General features: G+C 68.4%; 15 protein-coding genes. 8 read left to right on the top strand and 7 right to left on the bottom strand.

Going from position 1 to position 17,217, the window contains the following annotated elements; all coding sequences use genetic code 11:
- The first annotated feature begins 160 nt into the window (after nucleotides 1-160).
- Together GNX95_RS00470 and GNX95_RS00465 are read left to right on the top strand one after the other, a co-directional pair.
- Nucleotides 161-1,306, top strand: a complete 1,146-nt coding sequence (locus GNX95_RS00470) for a thioester domain-containing protein (RefSeq protein WP_163504836.1) — start codon at nucleotides 161-163, stop codon at nucleotides 1,304-1,306.
- A 362-nt stretch (nucleotides 1,307-1,668) separates the two neighbouring features.
- Complete coding sequence (locus tag GNX95_RS00465) at nucleotides 1,669-2,718, top strand: thioester domain-containing protein (RefSeq protein WP_163504834.1); 1,050 nt, start codon at nucleotides 1,669-1,671, stop codon at nucleotides 2,716-2,718.
- A gap of 409 nt (nucleotides 2,719-3,127) precedes the next feature.
- Here GNX95_RS00465 and GNX95_RS00460 read toward each other — a convergent pair whose 3' ends face one another.
- Nucleotides 3,128-3,844, bottom strand: coding sequence for an ABC transporter permease (locus tag GNX95_RS00460; protein ID WP_163504831.1), 717 nt, complete (start codon nucleotides 3,842-3,844; stop codon nucleotides 3,128-3,130).
- Nucleotides 3,834-4,634 carry an ABC transporter ATP-binding protein gene (locus GNX95_RS00455; RefSeq protein WP_163504829.1) on the bottom strand — a complete coding sequence of 267 codons (801 nt, stop codon included), beginning with the start codon at nucleotides 4,632-4,634 and terminating at the stop codon, nucleotides 3,834-3,836. The genes GNX95_RS00460 and GNX95_RS00455 overlap by 11 nt, the downstream gene beginning before the upstream one ends.
- A gap of 48 nt (nucleotides 4,635-4,682) precedes the next feature.
- On the opposite strand from GNX95_RS00455, the gene GNX95_RS00450 reads away from it, so the two are divergent.
- Genes GNX95_RS00450 through GNX95_RS00440 form a run of 3 tightly spaced genes read left to right on the top strand, consistent with a single transcriptional unit; the run spans nucleotide 4,683 to nucleotide 7,846 of the window.
- On the top strand, nucleotides 4,683-5,312 hold the full coding sequence (locus tag GNX95_RS00450; protein WP_163504827.1) for a TetR/AcrR family transcriptional regulator: 630 nt from the start codon (nucleotides 4,683-4,685) through the stop codon (nucleotides 5,310-5,312).
- Nucleotides 5,313-5,322: 10 nt separating this feature from the next.
- Nucleotides 5,323-7,041 carry a malto-oligosyltrehalose trehalohydrolase gene (treZ, locus tag GNX95_RS00445; protein ID WP_163504825.1) on the top strand — a complete coding sequence of 573 codons (1,719 nt, stop codon included), beginning with the start codon at nucleotides 5,323-5,325 and terminating at the stop codon, nucleotides 7,039-7,041.
- A gap of 40 nt (nucleotides 7,042-7,081) precedes the next feature.
- Complete coding sequence (locus GNX95_RS00440) at nucleotides 7,082-7,846, top strand: SDR family NAD(P)-dependent oxidoreductase (protein ID WP_163504823.1); 765 nt, start codon at nucleotides 7,082-7,084, stop codon at nucleotides 7,844-7,846.
- A 4-nt stretch (nucleotides 7,847-7,850) separates the two neighbouring features.
- Here the strand turns inward: GNX95_RS00440 and GNX95_RS00435 are convergent, their stop codons facing one another.
- From GNX95_RS00435 to GNX95_RS00425, 3 genes are read right to left on the bottom strand one after another with little or no spacing between them, the layout of a single operon-like run.
- On the bottom strand, nucleotides 7,851-8,525 hold the full coding sequence (locus GNX95_RS00435; RefSeq protein ID WP_163504821.1) for a response regulator: 675 nt from the start codon (nucleotides 8,523-8,525) through the stop codon (nucleotides 7,851-7,853).
- The gene (locus tag GNX95_RS00430; protein ID WP_163504818.1) at nucleotides 8,504-9,667 is read right to left on the bottom strand and encodes a sensor histidine kinase; all 1,164 of its coding nucleotides are present in this window, start codon (nucleotides 9,665-9,667) and stop codon (nucleotides 8,504-8,506) included. The genes GNX95_RS00435 and GNX95_RS00430 overlap by 22 nt, the downstream gene beginning before the upstream one ends.
- Nucleotides 9,668-9,680: 13 nt before the next feature.
- Complete coding sequence (locus GNX95_RS00425) at nucleotides 9,681-10,163, bottom strand: hypothetical protein (RefSeq protein WP_163504816.1); 483 nt, start codon at nucleotides 10,161-10,163, stop codon at nucleotides 9,681-9,683.
- A 146-nt stretch (nucleotides 10,164-10,309) separates the two neighbouring features.
- Here GNX95_RS00425 and GNX95_RS00420 point away from each other — a divergent pair, with 146 nt between their 5' ends.
- Both GNX95_RS00420 and GNX95_RS00415 read left to right on the top strand, forming a co-directional pair.
- Nucleotides 10,310-13,264 (top strand): helix-turn-helix transcriptional regulator, encoded by a 2,955-nt coding sequence (locus GNX95_RS00420; RefSeq protein ID WP_163504814.1) that lies wholly within the window; start codon nucleotides 10,310-10,312, stop codon nucleotides 13,262-13,264.
- Nucleotides 13,265-13,289: 25 nt separating this feature from the next.
- Entirely contained in the window at nucleotides 13,290-14,021 is a 732-nt protein-coding gene (locus GNX95_RS00415) for a pyrimidine reductase family protein (protein ID WP_163504812.1), read from the top strand.
- Between the two features lie 4 nt (nucleotides 14,022-14,025).
- On the opposite strand, the gene GNX95_RS00410 is transcribed toward GNX95_RS00415, so the two are convergent.
- A complete protein-coding gene (locus tag GNX95_RS00410) occupies nucleotides 14,026-15,084 on the bottom strand; it encodes an ATP-dependent DNA ligase (RefSeq protein WP_163504810.1) in 1,059 nt (352 codons plus the stop codon).
- Between the two features lie 80 nt (nucleotides 15,085-15,164).
- Here GNX95_RS00410 and GNX95_RS00405 point away from each other — a divergent pair, with 80 nt between their 5' ends.
- Nucleotides 15,165-16,712, top strand: a complete 1,548-nt coding sequence (locus GNX95_RS00405; protein WP_163504808.1) for an alpha/beta hydrolase — start codon at nucleotides 15,165-15,167, stop codon at nucleotides 16,710-16,712.
- Here the strand turns inward: GNX95_RS00405 and GNX95_RS00400 are convergent.
- Entirely contained in the window at nucleotides 16,709-16,906 is a 198-nt protein-coding gene (locus tag GNX95_RS00400) for a hypothetical protein (protein WP_163504806.1), read from the bottom strand. The genes GNX95_RS00405 and GNX95_RS00400 overlap by 4 nt on opposite strands.
- Between the last annotated feature and the right edge of the window lie 311 nt (nucleotides 16,907-17,217).

The following is a 17,217-nucleotide window of genomic DNA, read 5'->3' as shown; positions in this document are numbered from 1 at the left end:
AAGGGTTTTGCGGGGTGTCGCTGCAACACGCCGGCACGGAGCGTGTATACATACCGTGCCAGCGATCTTGCTGGCGTCCCATTCCACCGGCCTCTCAACGGCGAGGAGATCTGGCCAGATGCACAAAGCCCTACGGCAACTACTCACAAAAACGCTGGCGGTGACAGCGACGGCCGCCATCGTGGCGGTCGGCATGGGCGCCGCTCCGGCGCAGGCCGACACCAGCACGGTGAACGGCATCGGCACGGCGGCCAAGATGATCACGGCCGAGACCACCAAGGGTCTCGACGTACTCATCAAGGGAAAGAAGGTCGCGACCGGGCTGCACTCCCTGAAGCCGGCCAAGGCCACCAAGTCGACGGACCGGATCAGGACCTACTGCGCCGACTACTCGGTCGCCGTCAAGGCGGACGTGTCGTTTGTCGAGAACAGCTGGAAAAACTATCCGGCTCCGGTGGGTAGCGTCGCCATCGAGCAGAACCTGATCAAGGTCAGCTGGATCATCCAGCACTCCTACCCCAACGTCGGCAGCCTCGGCACCATCTCCAAGCTGCTGAACGTCAAGCTGATCAGCGAACAGGTCGCGATCGCGGCCACGCAGCTGGCGATCTGGCACTACACCAACGGAATCGTGCCGGACGGCGACAACAACGCGCTCGTACTGACGCTGTACCAGTACCTGATCAAGGGCGCCGACGCCAACGCGCTGGTGAGCAAGCTGACCGAGCCGCTCGGTTCGCTGACCCTGATCCCGCTCGGTGCGACCCACGGTCACGCCGGCGGCCTGATCGGTCCGTTCCTGGTCAAGACCACGGCCAAGCTGGCCATCCTGAAGCTGGAGGGCCTCAGCGGCCTGCAGCTGGTCGACGCGCGCGGCAACACCATTGAGAAGGTCGCCAACGACACCAAGGTGTGGGTGAAGGTCAAGGCCACGCTGAAGGCCGGCAAGGCCAACATCTTCGCCACCGTCAACCTCGGCGTCAACGCCGGCCGGCTGTTCACCGGCGGTCCCGGCACGCAGTCGCAGATCGTCGCCGGCGACAGCACCACGCCGACCGTGGTCACCGTCGGCATCAGCTGGGACAAGGACAAGGACCACGGCGGCGACAACCCGACCGCCTCCGCGTCCAACGGCGGCAATGGCGGAAACGGCGACAAGCCGACTCCGAGCACCAGCAACGCCAGCGCCGGCGGCAGCCTGCCGATCACCGGTTCCAACGTCGCGCTGTTCGCCGGTGTCGGTGCCGTTCTGCTGCTCCTGGGTGGCGGGCTGTTCTTCTTCGCCCGTAAGCGCCGCTCGGCGTAATCACCACGCCTACCCGAAACCCCACTGGGTAGACACCTCGCCGGGCCCCGGCCGCGTCCCGTACGCGGCCGGGGCCCGGCGGTTTTTGCGATATTGATGAGCAAAACAAATACCATGGCATTTATCCGCGAACACTACTTTTTCGTGCGAATCAGACATAAGCCGTACGCGAAAGTATTTCCGCTGGTGGGGAACTAATTAGTAGGTTCCGCGTAACACCACGCCAGCGACCGTGTATATCTATTGCGCCAGGGTCTGATCTCTGGCTCCCTTCGAAGGCTCTCAACGGCGAGGAGACCCGGTCTATGCGAAGTGTTTCTCGAAGAATTCTCGGCGTAACCGCCGCATTGCTGGCAGTGTTCATGATCGGCTTCGCAGCCAATCCGGTCCAGGCCGACGAAGGCGTGACCGGCAAGTTCCTCGGATCGGGCACGTCGGGCGGAAACGTCTACCTCAACGGTGGCGACAAGGCCTACACCGCGCTGCTCCAGATCAAGCTGGACAAGGGTGAGGTCCTCAACACCTACTGCATCGACCAGAAGACGCACACTCAGTCCGGTGCGCCGATGGTCGAGGACGACTGGTCGACCTATCCCGAGGACAACAAGTTCAAAACGCAGCCGGAAAAGGTCAACTGGATCCTGCAGAACTCCTACCCGCATGTCAGCGATCTCGCCGCTCTGGCCAAGGCTGCCGGCATCGACAGCCTGAAGACCTCTGAGGCGATCGCCGGCACGCAGGCCGCCATCTGGCACTTCAGCAATGGTGTCGAGCTCGATGCGAAGAAGAACAAGCCCAACGTGGTGAAGCTGTACGACTACCTGACCGGCGCGAAGAACACCGGCATCAAGGTGCAGCCGGCGCCGTCGCTGCAGATCACCCCGGACAAGGCGACCGGCGAGTCGGGCGACAAGATCGGTCCGTTCACCGTGAAGACCAGTGAGTCCTCGGTGCCGCTGACCGTCGACTCCAAGACCAAGGGTGTCACCCTTGTCGACAAGAACGGCAAGGTCGTCAAGTCGGCCGCCAACGGTGGCAAGGTCTACCTGAAGGTCCCGGCCAACGCTGACGCCGGCACGGCCACCATCACCGGTGCGCTGAAGGAGGCCGACATCCAGACCGGCCGCCTGTTCCGCGGCACGAAGGTCAAGACGCAGACCCTGATCGTCGCCACGACGACCAAGGCCAAGGCGGAGAAGTCGGTCGAGGCCAGCTGGAAGAAGGGTACGCAGCCGTCGGAGTCGCCGAGCGCGAGCACCCCGGCTCCGAGCACCCCGGCTCCGTCGACCTCGCCGGCCGGTGGCAGCCTGCCGGTCACCGGTACGAACGTCGCTCTGTTCGCCGGTGTCGGCGCGGTTCTGCTGCTCATCGGTGGCGGCCTGTTCCTGGTCGCTCGTAAGCGCCGTGCGTAGTTAGATCCCCCGCACGCTCCCGGACCCCCCACCGGGAGTGCACAACCGGGCCCCGGTCGCGTTCCCCCCAATGCGACCGGGGCCCGAGCGCGTCTGCGGGTTTTTCCGCAGCTCATCGCGGGCCTGCGTCGGCCGACCAAACAAGTACGTTGTCGACCTCCGTTCAGAGGAGCCCGATGAGCAACGAGACGTTCTGGTCGAGTGACCGCAGCTTCCACCTTTGGCGATATGGCGTCGGCCATCACAATTTGCGATGCGTACGTACGGCAATCGCGAGGACGGCACCGTAGAACTCTTCTTCGAAGCCGTGGAGCGGATCGAGAGGATCTTGCCATCTACCGCGCGACGGATGGCGATCAACACACGCCGTCGAAGTTTGGATCTATGCGTGGCAACGCCTAGCCGCGGGCTAGCGGAGGCGGAGGTAGGTGACGGTGGCGGCGGCTGTGGTGCAGAGGGCCAGCACTGAGAGGCCGAGAGCGGTCGTGGCACCGTCGCCGGTGAGAGCGGCACGCAGAGACGACACAGCCCAGTAGGCGGGAGAAAGTGGCGCGAGTACGTGCAGCCAAGCAGGCAACAGCGCGAGAGGGATGAGAGCACCACCAAAGGCGGACAGAAAGAAAGAGCCGATGTCCTGTACGGCCGACAGTGCGCCAGATGTCTTCACCAGAGCACCGAGAGCGAAGCCGAGGCTGAGTACGGTGCAGCTCCACACCAGGACCACAGCCGACAGCAGGCCGACAGAACGAAAGTCGACGCCGTACGCGACATAGCCAAACGCCAGGACGATCACCTGCTGCACCACCAAAACCGCCAGCAGGGGCGTGGTTTTGCCAATCATGATCTCGAACGGCCTTGCGGTCGCGCGCAGGCGATCCCAAGTGCCCCACAGCCGCTCGGAAAGTACGTTCGTGCCAACAATGCCGGTGGTCAGCAGGCTCACGAGCACCAGGATCCCGGCGATCACACCAATAGTGCCGGAGGGACCGGCGGCGGCTTCGTAGATTGGCTTCAGGGCGGCAATCATCGCGACCGGCATCAGCAGTCGCGCGACGACAGGGCCGGGCTGGGCCAGCAGCAGGCCGGTGTTGTGTCGGATCAGAGCCAAAGTGCGGTTAGGCCGCATCGCGTGCCTCCGTGATGGACATGAACAGGTCGTCCAGCGACGGACGCGAGATCTCGACCGCGGTTGGTACGCGGCCGGTCGCGAGCAGGTCGGCCAGAGCGTGGCCGGGGTCGGCGGTCTGGATGTCGACACCAGCGTCGTCGGCAAAACTGACCCGCAGGCGGCCAGGAAGGTGACGAAGCAACGACTCCTGACTCCCCCGTCGTACGATCCGGCCGGCATGCAAAATGGCCAGGCTGGCGCCCAAATCCACCAGCTCAGGCAAATAATGCGTCGTGTAAACCACAGCGGCACCGGCGGCGGCGCGAGCACGTACGGCGGAGAGCAGCGCCGCGCGAGTCGATGGGTCGGCGCCGACGGTCGGCTCGTCGAGGAGCAGCACCGGCGGATCGCCGATCAGCGCACAGGCGGCCTGCGTACGTCGTTGCTGGCCACCGGAAAGCCGGCCGACGACCCGATCCAGCACCGGCGACAGGCCCAACTCCTCGGCGACCTCCTCGATCGCGGCACGACCCACGCCGGCCAGCGACGCGAAAAGCCGTAGCTGCGCGCGTACGGTCAGCGTCGGATAGACGCACGTTTCCTGCGGCGACACGCCGACCCGACCAGAGACCGACAACGACCCGCTGTCGATCCGTTCCAGACCGCACACAGCGCGGACGAACGTGCTCTTGCCGGCACCGTTGTGGCCGATCAGACCACAGATCTCGCCGGCGGAGACAGTCAGCGACAGCCCGTCCAGAGCGGTCACGGGACCGTACGCCTTCACCACATCACGAGCGATCAGCATGCCTCACCTCTAAATGATCTACGCCGTATAGATCTACACTGTATAACCATGCCCGACCGCAAGCAAGAAATCATCGACGCCGCGCTGGAGATCGCCGGCCGGGACGGCGTGCCGGCCGTCTCGATGCGTGCGGTCGCCGAGAAGATCGGCGTCACGCCGATGGCGCTCTATCCGCACATCGGCAACAAGGACGGCCTGCTCGACGCGATGATCGGCCGGCTCCTCGGCAGCCTGCCGCGCCCCGATGCGGACGCGAGCTGGCAGGACCGGCTGGCGGCCATCGCGCACGGCGTACGCGACCTCGCGCACCGCCATCCGGGTTGCCTGGAGCTGATCTTCGCCCGGCCGGCCGTGACGCCTGACGCCATCCGTTTCGTCGACGCGGTTTTCGCCGCGTTGCTCGACGCCGGCGTGCCGCCCGCGGAGGTCGCGCGCGTCGAGCGGCTGACGTCGACGGCGATCATCGGCTTTGCGATGTCGGAGGTCAACGGTCGGTTCGCGGCAACCCGTGAGCCGCCGAGCAAGCGCGCTGCCTGGGCCACCGCGGCGGAGCTGCCGGCGCACCACGCGCTCAAGCCGCACCTGGACCGGAAAGTCGACTGGGACGCGGAGTTCGAGGCCGACCTCGCCGACCTGGCCGCGATGATCGAAGCTGTCGCACGCCGCGCGGTCAGGTAGCGTGGCGGTCGTGACGGAGACTTTTCGTGTCTGGGCCCCGGTCCCCCGGCGCGTACGAGTCCTCGTCGACGGCGCGACCAGCGCGATGGAGCCGGCCGGTGGTGGCTGGTGGCAGTCCACTGTGGACAGTGCCGGCCCCGGCAGCCGCTATGGCTTCCTGCTCGACGACGCGACCGAGCCGGTCGCCGACCCGCGTTCGCTGTGGCAGCCGGACGGCGTCCACGGCCTGTCGGCGGTCTATCACCACAGCTACGAGTGGTCGGACCAGTCGTGGCCCGGCCGCGCGCTGCCTGGCGGCATCGTCTACGAGCTGCACATCGGCACGTTCACACCGGATGGCACACTCGACTCGGCGATCGGCCGCCTCGACCATCTGGTCGAGCTCGGCGTGGATTTCGTGGAGCTGATGCCGATGAACGCGTTCAACGGCGTCTGGGGTTGGGGCTACGACGGCGTGCTCTGGTATGCCGTGCACCAGCCGTACGGCGGCCCGGACGCGTTGAAACGGTTCGTAGAGGCGTGCCACCAGCGCGGTCTGGCGGTGATTCTGGACGCGGTTTACAACCACCTCGGGCCCAGTGGCGGACATCTGGACGAGTTCGGGCCGTATTTCGCCGGCCGGACGATCTGGGGGCCGACGCTGAACCTGAGCGGACCGGATTCCGACGAGGTCCGCCGCTATGTGCTCGACAACGTCACCAGTTGGCTGCGCGATTTCCACCTCGACGGCCTGCGGCTGGACGCCGTGCACGCGCTCAGCGACAACCGCGCCGTCCACATTCTTGAGGAAATGGCGGCGGAAGTCGACGTGCTGTCGGCGCAGGTACGCCGGCCGCTGACGCTGATCGCCGAGTCGGATCTCAACGACCCGCGGGTGGTCACGCCGCGACCGGCCGGCTATGGCCTTGCCGCGCAATGGAATGACGACATCCACCACTGCCTGCGCGCGGCACTGACCGGCGAGCGTCGCGGATATTACGTCGATTTCGGCAGCATCGAGGCATTGGCCAAGGCTCTGGAGCGAGTGTTTTTCCACGACGGCACGTATTCCACGTTTCGACGGCGACATCACGGCCGGCCGGTCGACACGCTGACCACGCCGGCGCATCGCTTTCTGGCGTACACCTGCGATCACGACCAGATCGGCAACCGCGCGGCCGGCGACCGGCTGTCGACACACCTTTCCGTCGGCCTGCTCGGTGTCGCGGCTGCGATCGTGCTGACCTCGCCGTACACACCGATGCTGTTCATGGGCGAGGAATGGGGATCGCGTACGCCGTTCCAGTTTTTCTCCTCACATCCCGAGCCGGCGCTGGTCGAGAGCACTCGAGCCGGCCGGATCGCGGAGTTCGCCGAGCACGGCTGGGATGCGGCCGAGGTGGCCGATCCGATGGATCCGGCGACGTTCCAGCGGTCGAAGCTCGACTGGTCCGAGGTGGACAGCGCTCCTTTGCTGGAGATCTATCGCAAACTGATCGCGCTGCGGCGGTCGTACGGGCAGCTCAGCGATCCCCGGCTCGACCGGTTTTCGGTTGATTTCAACGAAGACGAGCGCTGGCTGGTATTGCATCGCGGCGATCTCCGTGTCATCGCCAATCTGTCGACGGAGCCGCGTACCGTCCGGATCGCTGGCGAGCTCCTGCTGACCAATGGTCCGTCCACTGTGGACAGTGAGGCGACGACTGTCGGCGGCGAATGTTTCGCTGTGGTGCAAGTCAAAGACCGATAAGCGCCAGCGTAGGCACCTGCCGGCTGTCAGGCTCGTGGACATGACAGAGCGGTTCACAGACAAGGTCATCATCGTCACCGGCGGCAACTCCGGCGTCGGTCGTGCCGTCGCCGAGCGCGTCGCGGCCGAAGGCGCCGTCGCGGTCATCGCCGCGCGACGCAAGGACGTCGGCGAACAGGTCGCGGGCGATATTCGTGCCAGCGGCGGAAAATCGCTGTTCGTCCAGACGGACGCGACCGTCGAGGAGGAGGTCGAGGCGCTCATACGCACCACCGTCGAGGAGTTCGGACGGCTGGACGGAGCGTTCAACAACGCCGGCGGCGTGAACGCGGCCGGGCCGGTCGGCGGCATCGCCAGCGAGTCGTGGCAGGCCGAGTTGGCGCAAAACCTGACCAGCGTGTTTTACGGCCTGAAATATGAGATCCCGGCGATTCTGGAGTCCGGACGCGGCGGTGCCGTGCTCAACCACGCGTCGAATCTGGGTGTTGTCGGCATGGCCGAAGTCGCGCCTTATGTGGCGGCGAAACACGGTGTCGTCGGGCTGACGAAAGCCGTCGCGCTGGAGGTCGCGGCCGCCGGCGTACGCGTGAACGCGCTGACGACCGGCGGCGTGGACACGCCGCTTTTCCGTACGTCCATGGGGACGACGCCGGAAGCCATCGCCTTCATCGAAGGCCTGCATCCGGTGGGCCGGATCTCGCGGCCGGAGGAGATCGCCGCGTTCGCCGCCTTCCTGCTCAGCGAGGAGTCCACCTTCGTCACCGGCGCCACGCTGGCGGTCGACGGCGGCTTCACCGCTCGCTAGAGTCCTAACGCACCAGGCCGTGGCGGTAGGCGTACGCGACCGCCTGCGCGCGGTCGCGTACGGCCGTCTTGGCGAACAGGTGGTTGACGTGCGTCTTCACGGTCGCCTCGGAGACCACCAGCCGCTCGGCGATCTCGGTGTTGGACAGGCCGGCGGCGATCAGCGTCAGCACCTCCAACTCGCGCTCGGTCAGGCCGTCCGGCGGCGGACCGGTGTGCTCGGCCGGAGCCGGCGCGGCGTCGCCGCCGGGCAGCATGTCCAGCAGCCTGGCCTGTACGCCCGGGTCGAGGTCGGCCGAGCCGCCGGCGACCCGGTTGATCGCGCGGCCGATCTCCTCGGCGCCGGCGTCCTTGGTCAGATAGCCGCGCGCGCCGGCGCGCAGGGCGGCCAGCACCGACGAGTCGTCGGCGTACGTCGTGAGGACGACCACCTGCGTACGCGGATGGTCGCGGCGCACCTTGCGGGTCGCGTCGACGCCGTCCATGTGCGGCATCCGCAGGTCCATCAGCACCACGTCCGGGTCGAGCGAGGCCACCAGAGCGACCGCCTCGCCGCCGTCGGCCGCCGTGCCGACCACCTCGATGCCGTCGATCAGCGACAGCAGGAAGCTCAACCCGTCCCTGACCACCCGCTGGTCGTCGGCGATGACGACCCTGATCAGGTCGGAATCCTCAGCCACACCCGGAAGCCCTTCCCGTCCGCCGCCGGGCCGGCCTCGACGCGGCCGCCAAGCAGCTCGGCGCGTTCGGCCATCCCGGCGAGTCCGTACCCGCCTCCGGATTCTGCCAGCGCCTGCGGAGCCGCGGCACTGGCACCTGTGTCGGTGATCTCCGCCTCGACCGCGCCAGGCGGAAAACGCAACGACACGGTCACATGCGCACCGGCCGCGTGCTTTCGCGTGTTGGTCAGCGCTTCCTGGACCGTACGCACGACCGCGACCGACACCTCGGGGCTCAGCTCCGGCACCGGCTCGTCGATGGACAGCTCGGCGGACGCGTCGGCGGCCAGCGCGCCGATAGCCTCCGGCAGCGGACGTACGTCTCCGCGCAGCGACGCCAACGCACGCCGCGTCTCGGCCAAGCCGTCGCGCGCCAGCCGCTGCGCCTTGTCGACGTGCGACAGCACCTCGTCGGGATCGTCGCGCCGCTTGAGCATCAGCCGTACGCCCTCAAGCTCGACGGTCTGAGCGGACAGCGTGTGCGCGAGGATGTCGTGGATCTCCCGGGCCAGCCGCGCTCGCTCATCGAGTACGCGCGCGTGCGCGACCGCGCTGGCGGCTTCCTTTTCCTGTTCCAGCAGCTGTTCCGCGGTGGCGACCCGCTCGCGCATCAGCCGGATGCTCCAGCCGAAGGAGGTCGTGCCGATCGCGCCGCCGACGTATCCGGCCAGCGAGCCCCAGCCGGTGCCGCGCGTCAACAGCTCCACCGCGCCGACGATGGTGACCATCGCGATCAGCACGGCGATTGCGCGGAAGGCGACCTTCGGCTTGAGACGGGTCACCAGCCACGGGCACAGCACCAGCGTGATGACACCGCCGACCGACGCCGAGTTGACCGCGAGCAACGCATCCGCGCCGGCGGCGCCGACGAACGCGAAGACCAGCGTCCCTACTTGCGATTCCTTGACGAACAACGCCATCGCGACCAGCGACACGACGACCAGCACGACGATCGCGTAACCGAGCCAGACCAGCGACGCCGGCCAGGTGTTGGCGACGTTGGAGAAACCGGCGTAGACGAACGCGACGAGAGCGACGTAGCGAACCACGTACCTGGCTCTTCCCAGAGCGGTACGCGGTCGCTCGTCGGCTATCAGGGTCATCCCCCGATCATCCTCAGGCCGCCTTCAGCAGGCTCAACAGGCCCGCACGGTAGGCGAGGACGAGGTTCTGCACTCCGAAGCTCGCGGCCGCGCAGAACAGCGCCTCCCCCATGCCTTCCTTGACACCGAGCAGATACGCGAGGCCGGCGACGCCGAGCCGCAGGCCGATCAGCGCGACCCAGGTGCCGACGGTCTTCCAGCTGCCTTTGGTGATCAGCGTGCTGCCTTCCAGCCGTACGCTCATCGTCATCGCGCGCAGCCAACCGGTGCCGGCGCCGACCAGCAGGCCGAGCAGGAGCAGCGGGATCGCCAGCGGCGAGCTGACCAGCCGGTGTCCCAGGTCGTGGTCCTGGAGGAGCGGCAGCGCGACGAACACGATCGGCATGATGGCCAGCTTGCCGATCGTCATCCGGCGCTCGCTGACCTGCCTGACGATCACGAAGGCGATCAGCACGACGCCGAGGATGGCGTACGCGTAGCTTGGCAGGTTGTTCACGGCCGGTCCTTTCACGATGTGTCGATCTGACGCCTTCGACCGTATGAACTGGCGCGTTTTGGCACATCAAGCCGGCAGTGGAACCTTAGGCTCAACCCATGGGTGGATAGTCTGGCGCCCAACTGGTCAGCCGGGGAGGCAGCAGGGTGACACCGTCATCGCCCGGCCGGCCCGGCTTCGGTGCCATCGTCGGCCGGGTCGGCGAGCGGCAGCAGCTCGCGCGCGCCCTGTCGGACGTCACGTCCGGCGGCTGCCGGCTGCTGCTGGTCTCCGGCGATCCGGGGATCGGCAAGACCCGGATGCTCGCCGAGCTGGCCGACCTCGCCGGCCGCGGCGGCGCGCTGGTGCTCACCGGTCGGGCCGCCGAGTTTGAGCGCGACCTGCCGTTCGGCCTGTTCCTGGACGCGCTGGACGACGAGCTGCAGAGCTCCGGCAAGGCCGTGCTCGACCAGCTTCCCCTGCAGCAACGACAGCTGCTCGGCACGGTTTTCCCGGCCGCGGCGCAGGGTGGCGGCCTCACCGAGCCGGCCGCCGACATCGCGCTCGCGTTGCTGCCACGCGCGGCCGGCGCGGAGACGTCGATCGAGCGGTTTCGGGTGCACCGCGCGGTGCGTACGGTGCTCGAGCGGCTGGCCGGCGATCGCCTGCTCGTCCTGATTCTCGACGACTGCCACTGGGCTGACGACGCGTCGGTCGAGCTGCTCGACCACCTGCTGCGGCATCCGCCGCGCTGCCGTGCGTTGTTCGCGGTCGGCCTGCGGCCGCGGCAGGCGTCGGCACGGCTGACCGCGAGCCTCTACTCCGCCGAGGCGAGCATGCGGATGGAGCTGGTCGAGCTGGAGCCGCTGAGCCGCGCGGAGACCGCGCAGCTGCTCGGCATGCGGATCGCCGAGATCGACGAGCTTTACGCGAGCAGTGGCGGCAATCCGTTCTACGCACAGGCGTTGCACCGCGTCGGCAGCACCGACGCGCGGCCGCTGGCGTTGCCGCTCGACGGCGCCGGCGGCGTACCGACCGCGGTCGCCGGCGCGCTGCGCAGCGAGATCATCCGGCTGCCGGAACAGACCCGGCAGGTCGCGCTCGCGGCCGCGGTCGCCGGCGAGTCGTGCAGCCTGCAGCAGGCCATCGACATCAGCGGCCTGGACGAGCCGCGGACCGTACGCGCGTTGGAGGAGCTGGAGCGCAACGACCTGATCCGGATGCGTGAGAGCGGTCAGTTCGCGTTCCGGCATCCACTTGTACGCGCGGCGGCTTATCTCGGCGTCAGCGAGCAGGCACGCGTAGAGGCCCACCGGCGAGCCGCAGCGGCGGCCGAGCGGCGCGGCTGGCAGGTGGTCGAGCGCGCGCATCACATCGAGCGTTCGGCGCAGCCAGGCGACCACGCGGCGATCGCGGCGCTGACCGAAGCGGCCGCGCAGGTGCTCGACCGCGCGCCGGCCATCGCGGCGGACTGGGCCGCGAGCGCGCTGCGGCTGCTGTCCGAGACGCCGATCGACAGCGACCAGCCGGAGCGGCGGCTGGAGTTGTTGACGCACCGCGCGACCGCGCTGTTCATGTCGGGCCAGCTGATCGACAGCCGCGCGATCCTGCACCAGCTGCGCCGCGAGCTGCCGGTCGATCCGCCGGTGAAGCGGGTCGCCGTCGCGGTGGCGTGCGCGCGCGTTGAGCGGCTGTTGGGGCTCTATGACGAGGCGTACGCGATGATGCGCGACACGCTCTCCAGTCTGCAGCCCGGTCATCCGGACGAGGAAGCGTCGCTGACCTGCGAGATCGCGATGCTGTGCCTGCTGCGCAGCGAGGTCGGCCAGGCGCGCGAGTGGGCCGTACGCGGGCTGGAGCTGGCGACCGGCACGACGCTCGCGGCTCGACTCCATGCCGCGGCGGCGGCCGGCGTACTGGCCTCATCGAGCACCATTCTGGCAGACATCCACCATGCCGCCGAGATCCTGCCAACCGCGGTCGCGTCGATCGACGCGGCGACCGACGAGGAGCTGGCGCTGCGGCTCGGGGCGATCACCGGTGTCGTACGCGCGGAGCTGGCGCTCGAGCGGTTCGATGACGCGATTCGGCACAGCGAGCGCGCCCTGACCATCGCGCGACGAACCGGTCAGCGCCAGCTCGTACCAAACCTGCTGGTCGACAAGTCAGAGGCGCATTACTGGCGCGGCCAGCTGGACGAGGCGTTCAGCTGTGCCGAGGACGCCGCCGAGATGGCGCATTTGTTGAAGGTCAGCGAGCTGCAGGTGGCGGCGTCGACGGCATTGTGCCGCGCGGCGGTGATACGTGGACAGCTCGACGCGGCGATCGACGCGGCCAGCTGGTCGGTGAAGACCAGCCGCGCGCCCGATCCGTACTATGCGCGCGAGGCCCAGGTGCAGGCCGGATACGCGCACATCATCGCCGGTCAGCAGGAGCGCGGCATCCAGGAGATCCTGGCCGCGGTCGGCGAGGAGCAGCAGCACCTGCCGGCCTCGTACCGGCCGTGGATCTTCGAGCTGCTGGCCTTCGCCGAGGTCGGCCGCGGCCGGCTGGACGAGGCTCGCAAGTGGGCCGACCGGGCGGTCGAGGCCGCGCCGGCCGGCCTGCGGCGGGGTGCGGCCTTCGCGGCGATGGCGCACGCGCACATCAGGCTGGCGGCTGGCGAGTCGGCTGAGGCGGCCGAGCTGGCGCGGTCGGCGGCGCAGGACTTCGGCGCGGTGAAGATGCAGATCAGCGTCGGTCGCGCGCAACTGCTCGCTGGTGAGGCGCTTGCGCGCAGCGGCGACCGCGAAGGCGCGCTGGCGGCTTTGGGGATCGCGAAGGACCTGTTCGCGCGCGGTGGTGCGCAGCAGGTGCTGGCGGAGGTCGTCGACTCGCAGCGGCGCATCGGCGCGCGTATGCGGCGAGCCGGCGCCCCATCGAACGCCGGCCTCGACTCACTGACCACACGCGAGCGCGAGATCGCGTCGCTGATCGCGCGGGGGCTGAGCAACAAGCAGGTCGCCGAGCGGATTTTCGTCAGTCCAAAGACGGTGGAGAGCCATCTTTCCCGGATTTACGCCAAACTCGGCGTCACATCGCGTACGGCGTTGGCGCTGACGATCGGTCCTCGCGACGACTGAGCCGCCTGCGTGATGAGATGGGCGGATGCGACTGATCTATCCGGGCGCCGGCGGCGGTGAGGTGACCGACGAACGGCTCGCCGAGTTGTACGGTCCGATCGGTGGCGAGCGGCCGCTGCTGCGGATCAACTTCGTGGCCAGCACCGACGGCGCGGCCACGCTGGACGGCCGGTCGGGTGGGCTGTCCAACGAGGCGGACACGCAGGTTTTCCAGCTGCTGCGCGACGTGTGCGACGTGGTGCTGGTCGGCGCCGGCACCGTACGCGCCGAGTCGTACGAAGGCACGCAGGTGGCGGCTGACCGGCAGTCCTGGCGCGAGGCGCACGGCCTGCCGCCGCAGCCGCGACTCGCGGTCGTCTCGTCGGCGCTCGACCTCGCCCCCAGCCACCGGATTTTCTCGCAGGCGCGGCCGATCCTGATCACGCACGCCGGGTCGCCGGCCGACAAACGCGCGGAGCTGAGCGCGGTCGCCGACCTCATCGTGACCGGTGTGTCCACTGTGGACCTGACCGATGCCGTACGACAGCTGCGGGAGCTCGGCCTGCGGCACATCCTGTGCGAGGGAGGTCCACTGCTGCACGGTGCGCTGCAGGCCGAGGACCTGGTCGACGAGCTGTGCCTGACGATCTCGCCGATGTCCGCCGGCCCCGGCGCACCGCGTATCACCGAAGGCGCGGCGACCTTCCCGCGGCAGCTGTCGCTCGCTCACGCGCTGGAGGCCGACGGCATGCTCATCCTCCGCTACACCCGCGCCTGACTTTTCAGCCGAGGACTTCGGTGAGGTCGTACGAGAGGGGCCGCTCCAGCTGTTCGTAGCCGCAGCTGCGCGGCTCGCGGTCCGGCCGCCAGCGCTTGAACTGCGTGGTGTGCCGAAACCGGGTGCCTTCCATGTGGTCATAGCCGACCTCGACCACCAGCTCCGGCCGCAGCGGCACCCAGGACAGGTCCTTCGCCGAGTTCCACCGGCTCACCGCACCTGGCAGCCGGCTCGCCTCGTGTGCCTCCGCCTCGGCCCAGGAGGCCCACGGATGACCGTCGAGCGAGTCGACGCGATAGGGCTCAAGCTCGTCGACCAGCTCGCGCCGCCGCTTCATCGGAAACGACGCCGACACGCCGACGTGCTGCAGTTCGCCGTTGGAGTTGTGGAGGCCGAGCAGCAGCGACCCGACCACCGGTCCGCTCTTGTGCCAGCGGAAACCGGCGACCACGCAGTCGGCCGTACGCACGTGCTTGATCTTGAACATGGTGCGCGCGTCCGGCTGGTACGGCACGTCCAGCGGCTTGGCGACCACGCCGTCCAGGCCGGCGCCTTCGTACTGCTCGAACCACCGCGACGCGACCTTGATGTCGGTGGTCGCCGGCGCCACGTGCACCGGCGGTTTCACGCCGCTCAGCGCGTCGACCAGGATCGACCGGCGCTCGGACAGCGGCCGCTCGGTCAGGTCGTCGTCGCCGAGAGCCAGGATGTCGAAGACCACCAGGCTGGCCGGGATCCGCTCGGCCAGCAGGCGTACGCGTGACTCGGCCGGATGTACGCGCTGGAGCAACGCCTCGAAGTCGAGCCGGTCGCCGGTCGCGATGACGATCTCGCCATCGACCACGCATCGGCTCGGCAGCTGCGCCTTCGCCAGCTCCACGACCTCCGGGAAATAACGCGTGAGCGGCCGCGTGTTGCGGCTGCCGATCTCGACCTCGTCCCCGTCGACGTAGACCAGCGCGCGGAAGCCGTCCCATTTCGCCTCGTACTGCATGCCTGGCGGGATCGTGGCCACCGACTTGGCGAGCATCGGTTTGACAGGTGGCATGACCGGCAGCTGCATCACGACATTGTGCCGTAGCTGCCGGCGGTGGCCGGCGTGCTGCCTCTACGCTGGGGTTCAGTCGAACGCGAGGGAGAAGTGTGACCGGCCTGTCCCGCCACAAAGTCGTGGCCGTCCTCGCTGCGGCGGCCCTGGTCCTCGCCGGATGCGGTTCCCGCGCCATCACCGGCGACTTCTCCCCCGGCCCCGCCGGCAGCGGCGCGCCGGCCGGCGCCGCACCGGTGCAGCCGGTCAACTGGCAGCCGTGTCCCGGCGTGATCGCGCAGCTGTCCGGCGGCCAGGCCAACCCCAACTTCACGTACAGCTGCGGCAGTGTCAGCGTGCCGCAGGACTGGTCGCATCCCGGCGGCGGCACCTTCCAGATCTCGCTCGTACGCGCCAAGTCCAAGAACCAGCACAACCGGATCGGCTCGCTGCTGGTCAACCCCGGTGGCCCTGGCGCGGCCGGCACGCAGCTCGCGCTCTATCTGACACAGTCGCTGCCGACCGACGTGACCAGCCGCTTCGACCTGGTCGGCTTCGACCCACGTGGGGTTGGCCGGTCGGCGCCGGTGAAGTGCATCCCCGACACGCTCAAGGACAAGATCACCGCGCTCACGCCGGACCCGACCACTCCGGAGGAGTTCGACCAGCAGGTCGCGCTGTCCCGGCAGGTGACGCAGCTGTGCCAGAACGCGTACCCGAAGAACCTGCCGCTCTACACCACCGACCAGACGGCTCGCGACCTCGACGCGATCCGGGCCGCGGTCGGTGACAAGAAGCTGACGTATCTGGGCTTCTCGTACGGCACCGAGCTCGGCGCCACCTACGCGCACCTGTTTCCGACCAACATCCGCGCGCTGGTGCTGGACGGCGCGGTCGACCCGAAGCTCGACCTGGTGCAGTCCAGCGAGGGGCAGGCGGCCGGTTTCGAGAGGGCGTTCACCAACTTCGCCAACGACTGCCGGCAACACTCGTCCTGCCCGATCGGCGGCGATCCGCAGGGCAGTGTGATGTCGTTGCTGCGGCAGCTCAAGGCGAGACCGCTGCCGCTGCCGGACGGCCGCAAGTTCACCGACGGCCTGGCCTTCACCGGCGTGTTGCAGGCGCTCTACCAGCGCAGCGCGTGGTCGATCATGGCCGCCGGTGTGCAGCAGGCGCTGGCCGGCCAGCCGGAGCAGCTGCTGCTTCTCGCCGACCAGTACAACGGCCGCAGCCAGGACGGCACATACGACAACCAGACCGACGCGTTCATCACGATCGGCTGCAACGACGACGACACCAAGGTGACGCTGAACCAGATCCGCGGCTACCAGGCGCAGTGGCGCGCGAGGTATCCGCTGACCGGTGGGTCGCTGGCCAGCGGCATGATCAGCTGTACGGTCTGGCAGCCGACCCGCGACCCGGTCGACGTCGGCGCCGCCACCGGCGCGCCGCCGATCGTCGTCGTCGGCACGATCAACGACCCGGCGACGCCGTACAAGAACACCGCGTCGCTGGCTCGGCTGCTCGGCACCGGCGTGGTGCTGACCTGGCAGGGTGAGGGCCACACGGCGTACCCGATCACCCAGTGCATCCGCGACGCCGTGGACGACTATCTGATCGACCTGCGGCCACCAGCCGCCAACACCACCTGCCCCACCGGCTAGCCTCCTGCCAGCCAGCCGCTGGCACTGGCGCTGCCGATGCCGCTGGCGCTGCCGATGCCGCTGCCACTGGCGCTGCCGATGCCGCTGCCGGTGCCGCTGCCGGTGCCGGTGCCGCTGCCGGTGCCGCTGCCGGTGCCGGTGCCGGTGCCGGTGCCGGTGCCGCAGAAAAACCGCCACCCACCGAACGACGACATTCCAGCGGCGCTCGCCGACCGACGACATTCCAGCGGCCCTCGCCGACCGACGACATTCCCGCGACACTCGGCGAATGACGCACAAAAGACCACAGCCACCCATTGCATACGCAGAAGACCCGCCACTCGGCGAGCGACGACATCCCAGAGACGCTCGGCGAGTGACGCACAAAAGATGACAGTCACCGATTGCGTACGCAGAAAAACCGCCACCCACCGAACGACGACATTCCAGCGCCGCTCGCCGACCGACGACATTCCCGCGACACTCGGCGAATGACGCACAAAAGACGACAGTCGCCCATTGCGTA

This window comes from Fodinicola acaciae (assembly GCF_010993745.1).
In the GTDB taxonomy this organism is placed as follows: Bacteria; Actinomycetota; Actinomycetes; order Mycobacteriales; family HKI-0501; genus Fodinicola; species Fodinicola acaciae.
This window is presented reverse-complemented; position numbering and strand designations above follow the sequence as displayed.

Coding starts and splice junctions, on each gene's coding strand:
- GNX95_RS00430 (WP_163504818.1), bottom strand. CDS start 9,667: ATGACCCTGATAGCCGACGAGCGACCGCGTACCGCTCTGGGAAGAGCC.
- GNX95_RS00415 (WP_163504812.1), top strand. CDS start 13,290: ATGCGACTGATCTATCCGGGCGCCGGCGGCGGTGAGGTGACCGACGAA.
- GNX95_RS00410 (WP_163504810.1), bottom strand. CDS start 15,084: ATGCAGCTGCCGGTCATGCCACCTGTCAAACCGATGCTCGCCAAGTCG.
- GNX95_RS00440 (WP_163504823.1), top strand. CDS start 7,082: ATGACAGAGCGGTTCACAGACAAGGTCATCATCGTCACCGGCGGCAAC.
- GNX95_RS00465 (WP_163504834.1), top strand. CDS start 1,669: ATGATCGGCTTCGCAGCCAATCCGGTCCAGGCCGACGAAGGCGTGACC.
- GNX95_RS00460 (WP_163504831.1), bottom strand. CDS start 3,844: ATGCGGCCTAACCGCACTTTGGCTCTGATCCGACACAACACCGGCCTG.
- GNX95_RS00400 (WP_163504806.1), bottom strand. CDS start 16,906: ATGTCGTCGTTCGGTGGGTGGCGGTTTTTCTGCGGCACCGGCACCGGC.
- GNX95_RS00455 (WP_163504829.1), bottom strand. CDS start 4,634: ATGCTGATCGCTCGTGATGTGGTGAAGGCGTACGGTCCCGTGACCGCT.
- GNX95_RS00450 (WP_163504827.1), top strand. CDS start 4,683: ATGCCCGACCGCAAGCAAGAAATCATCGACGCCGCGCTGGAGATCGCC.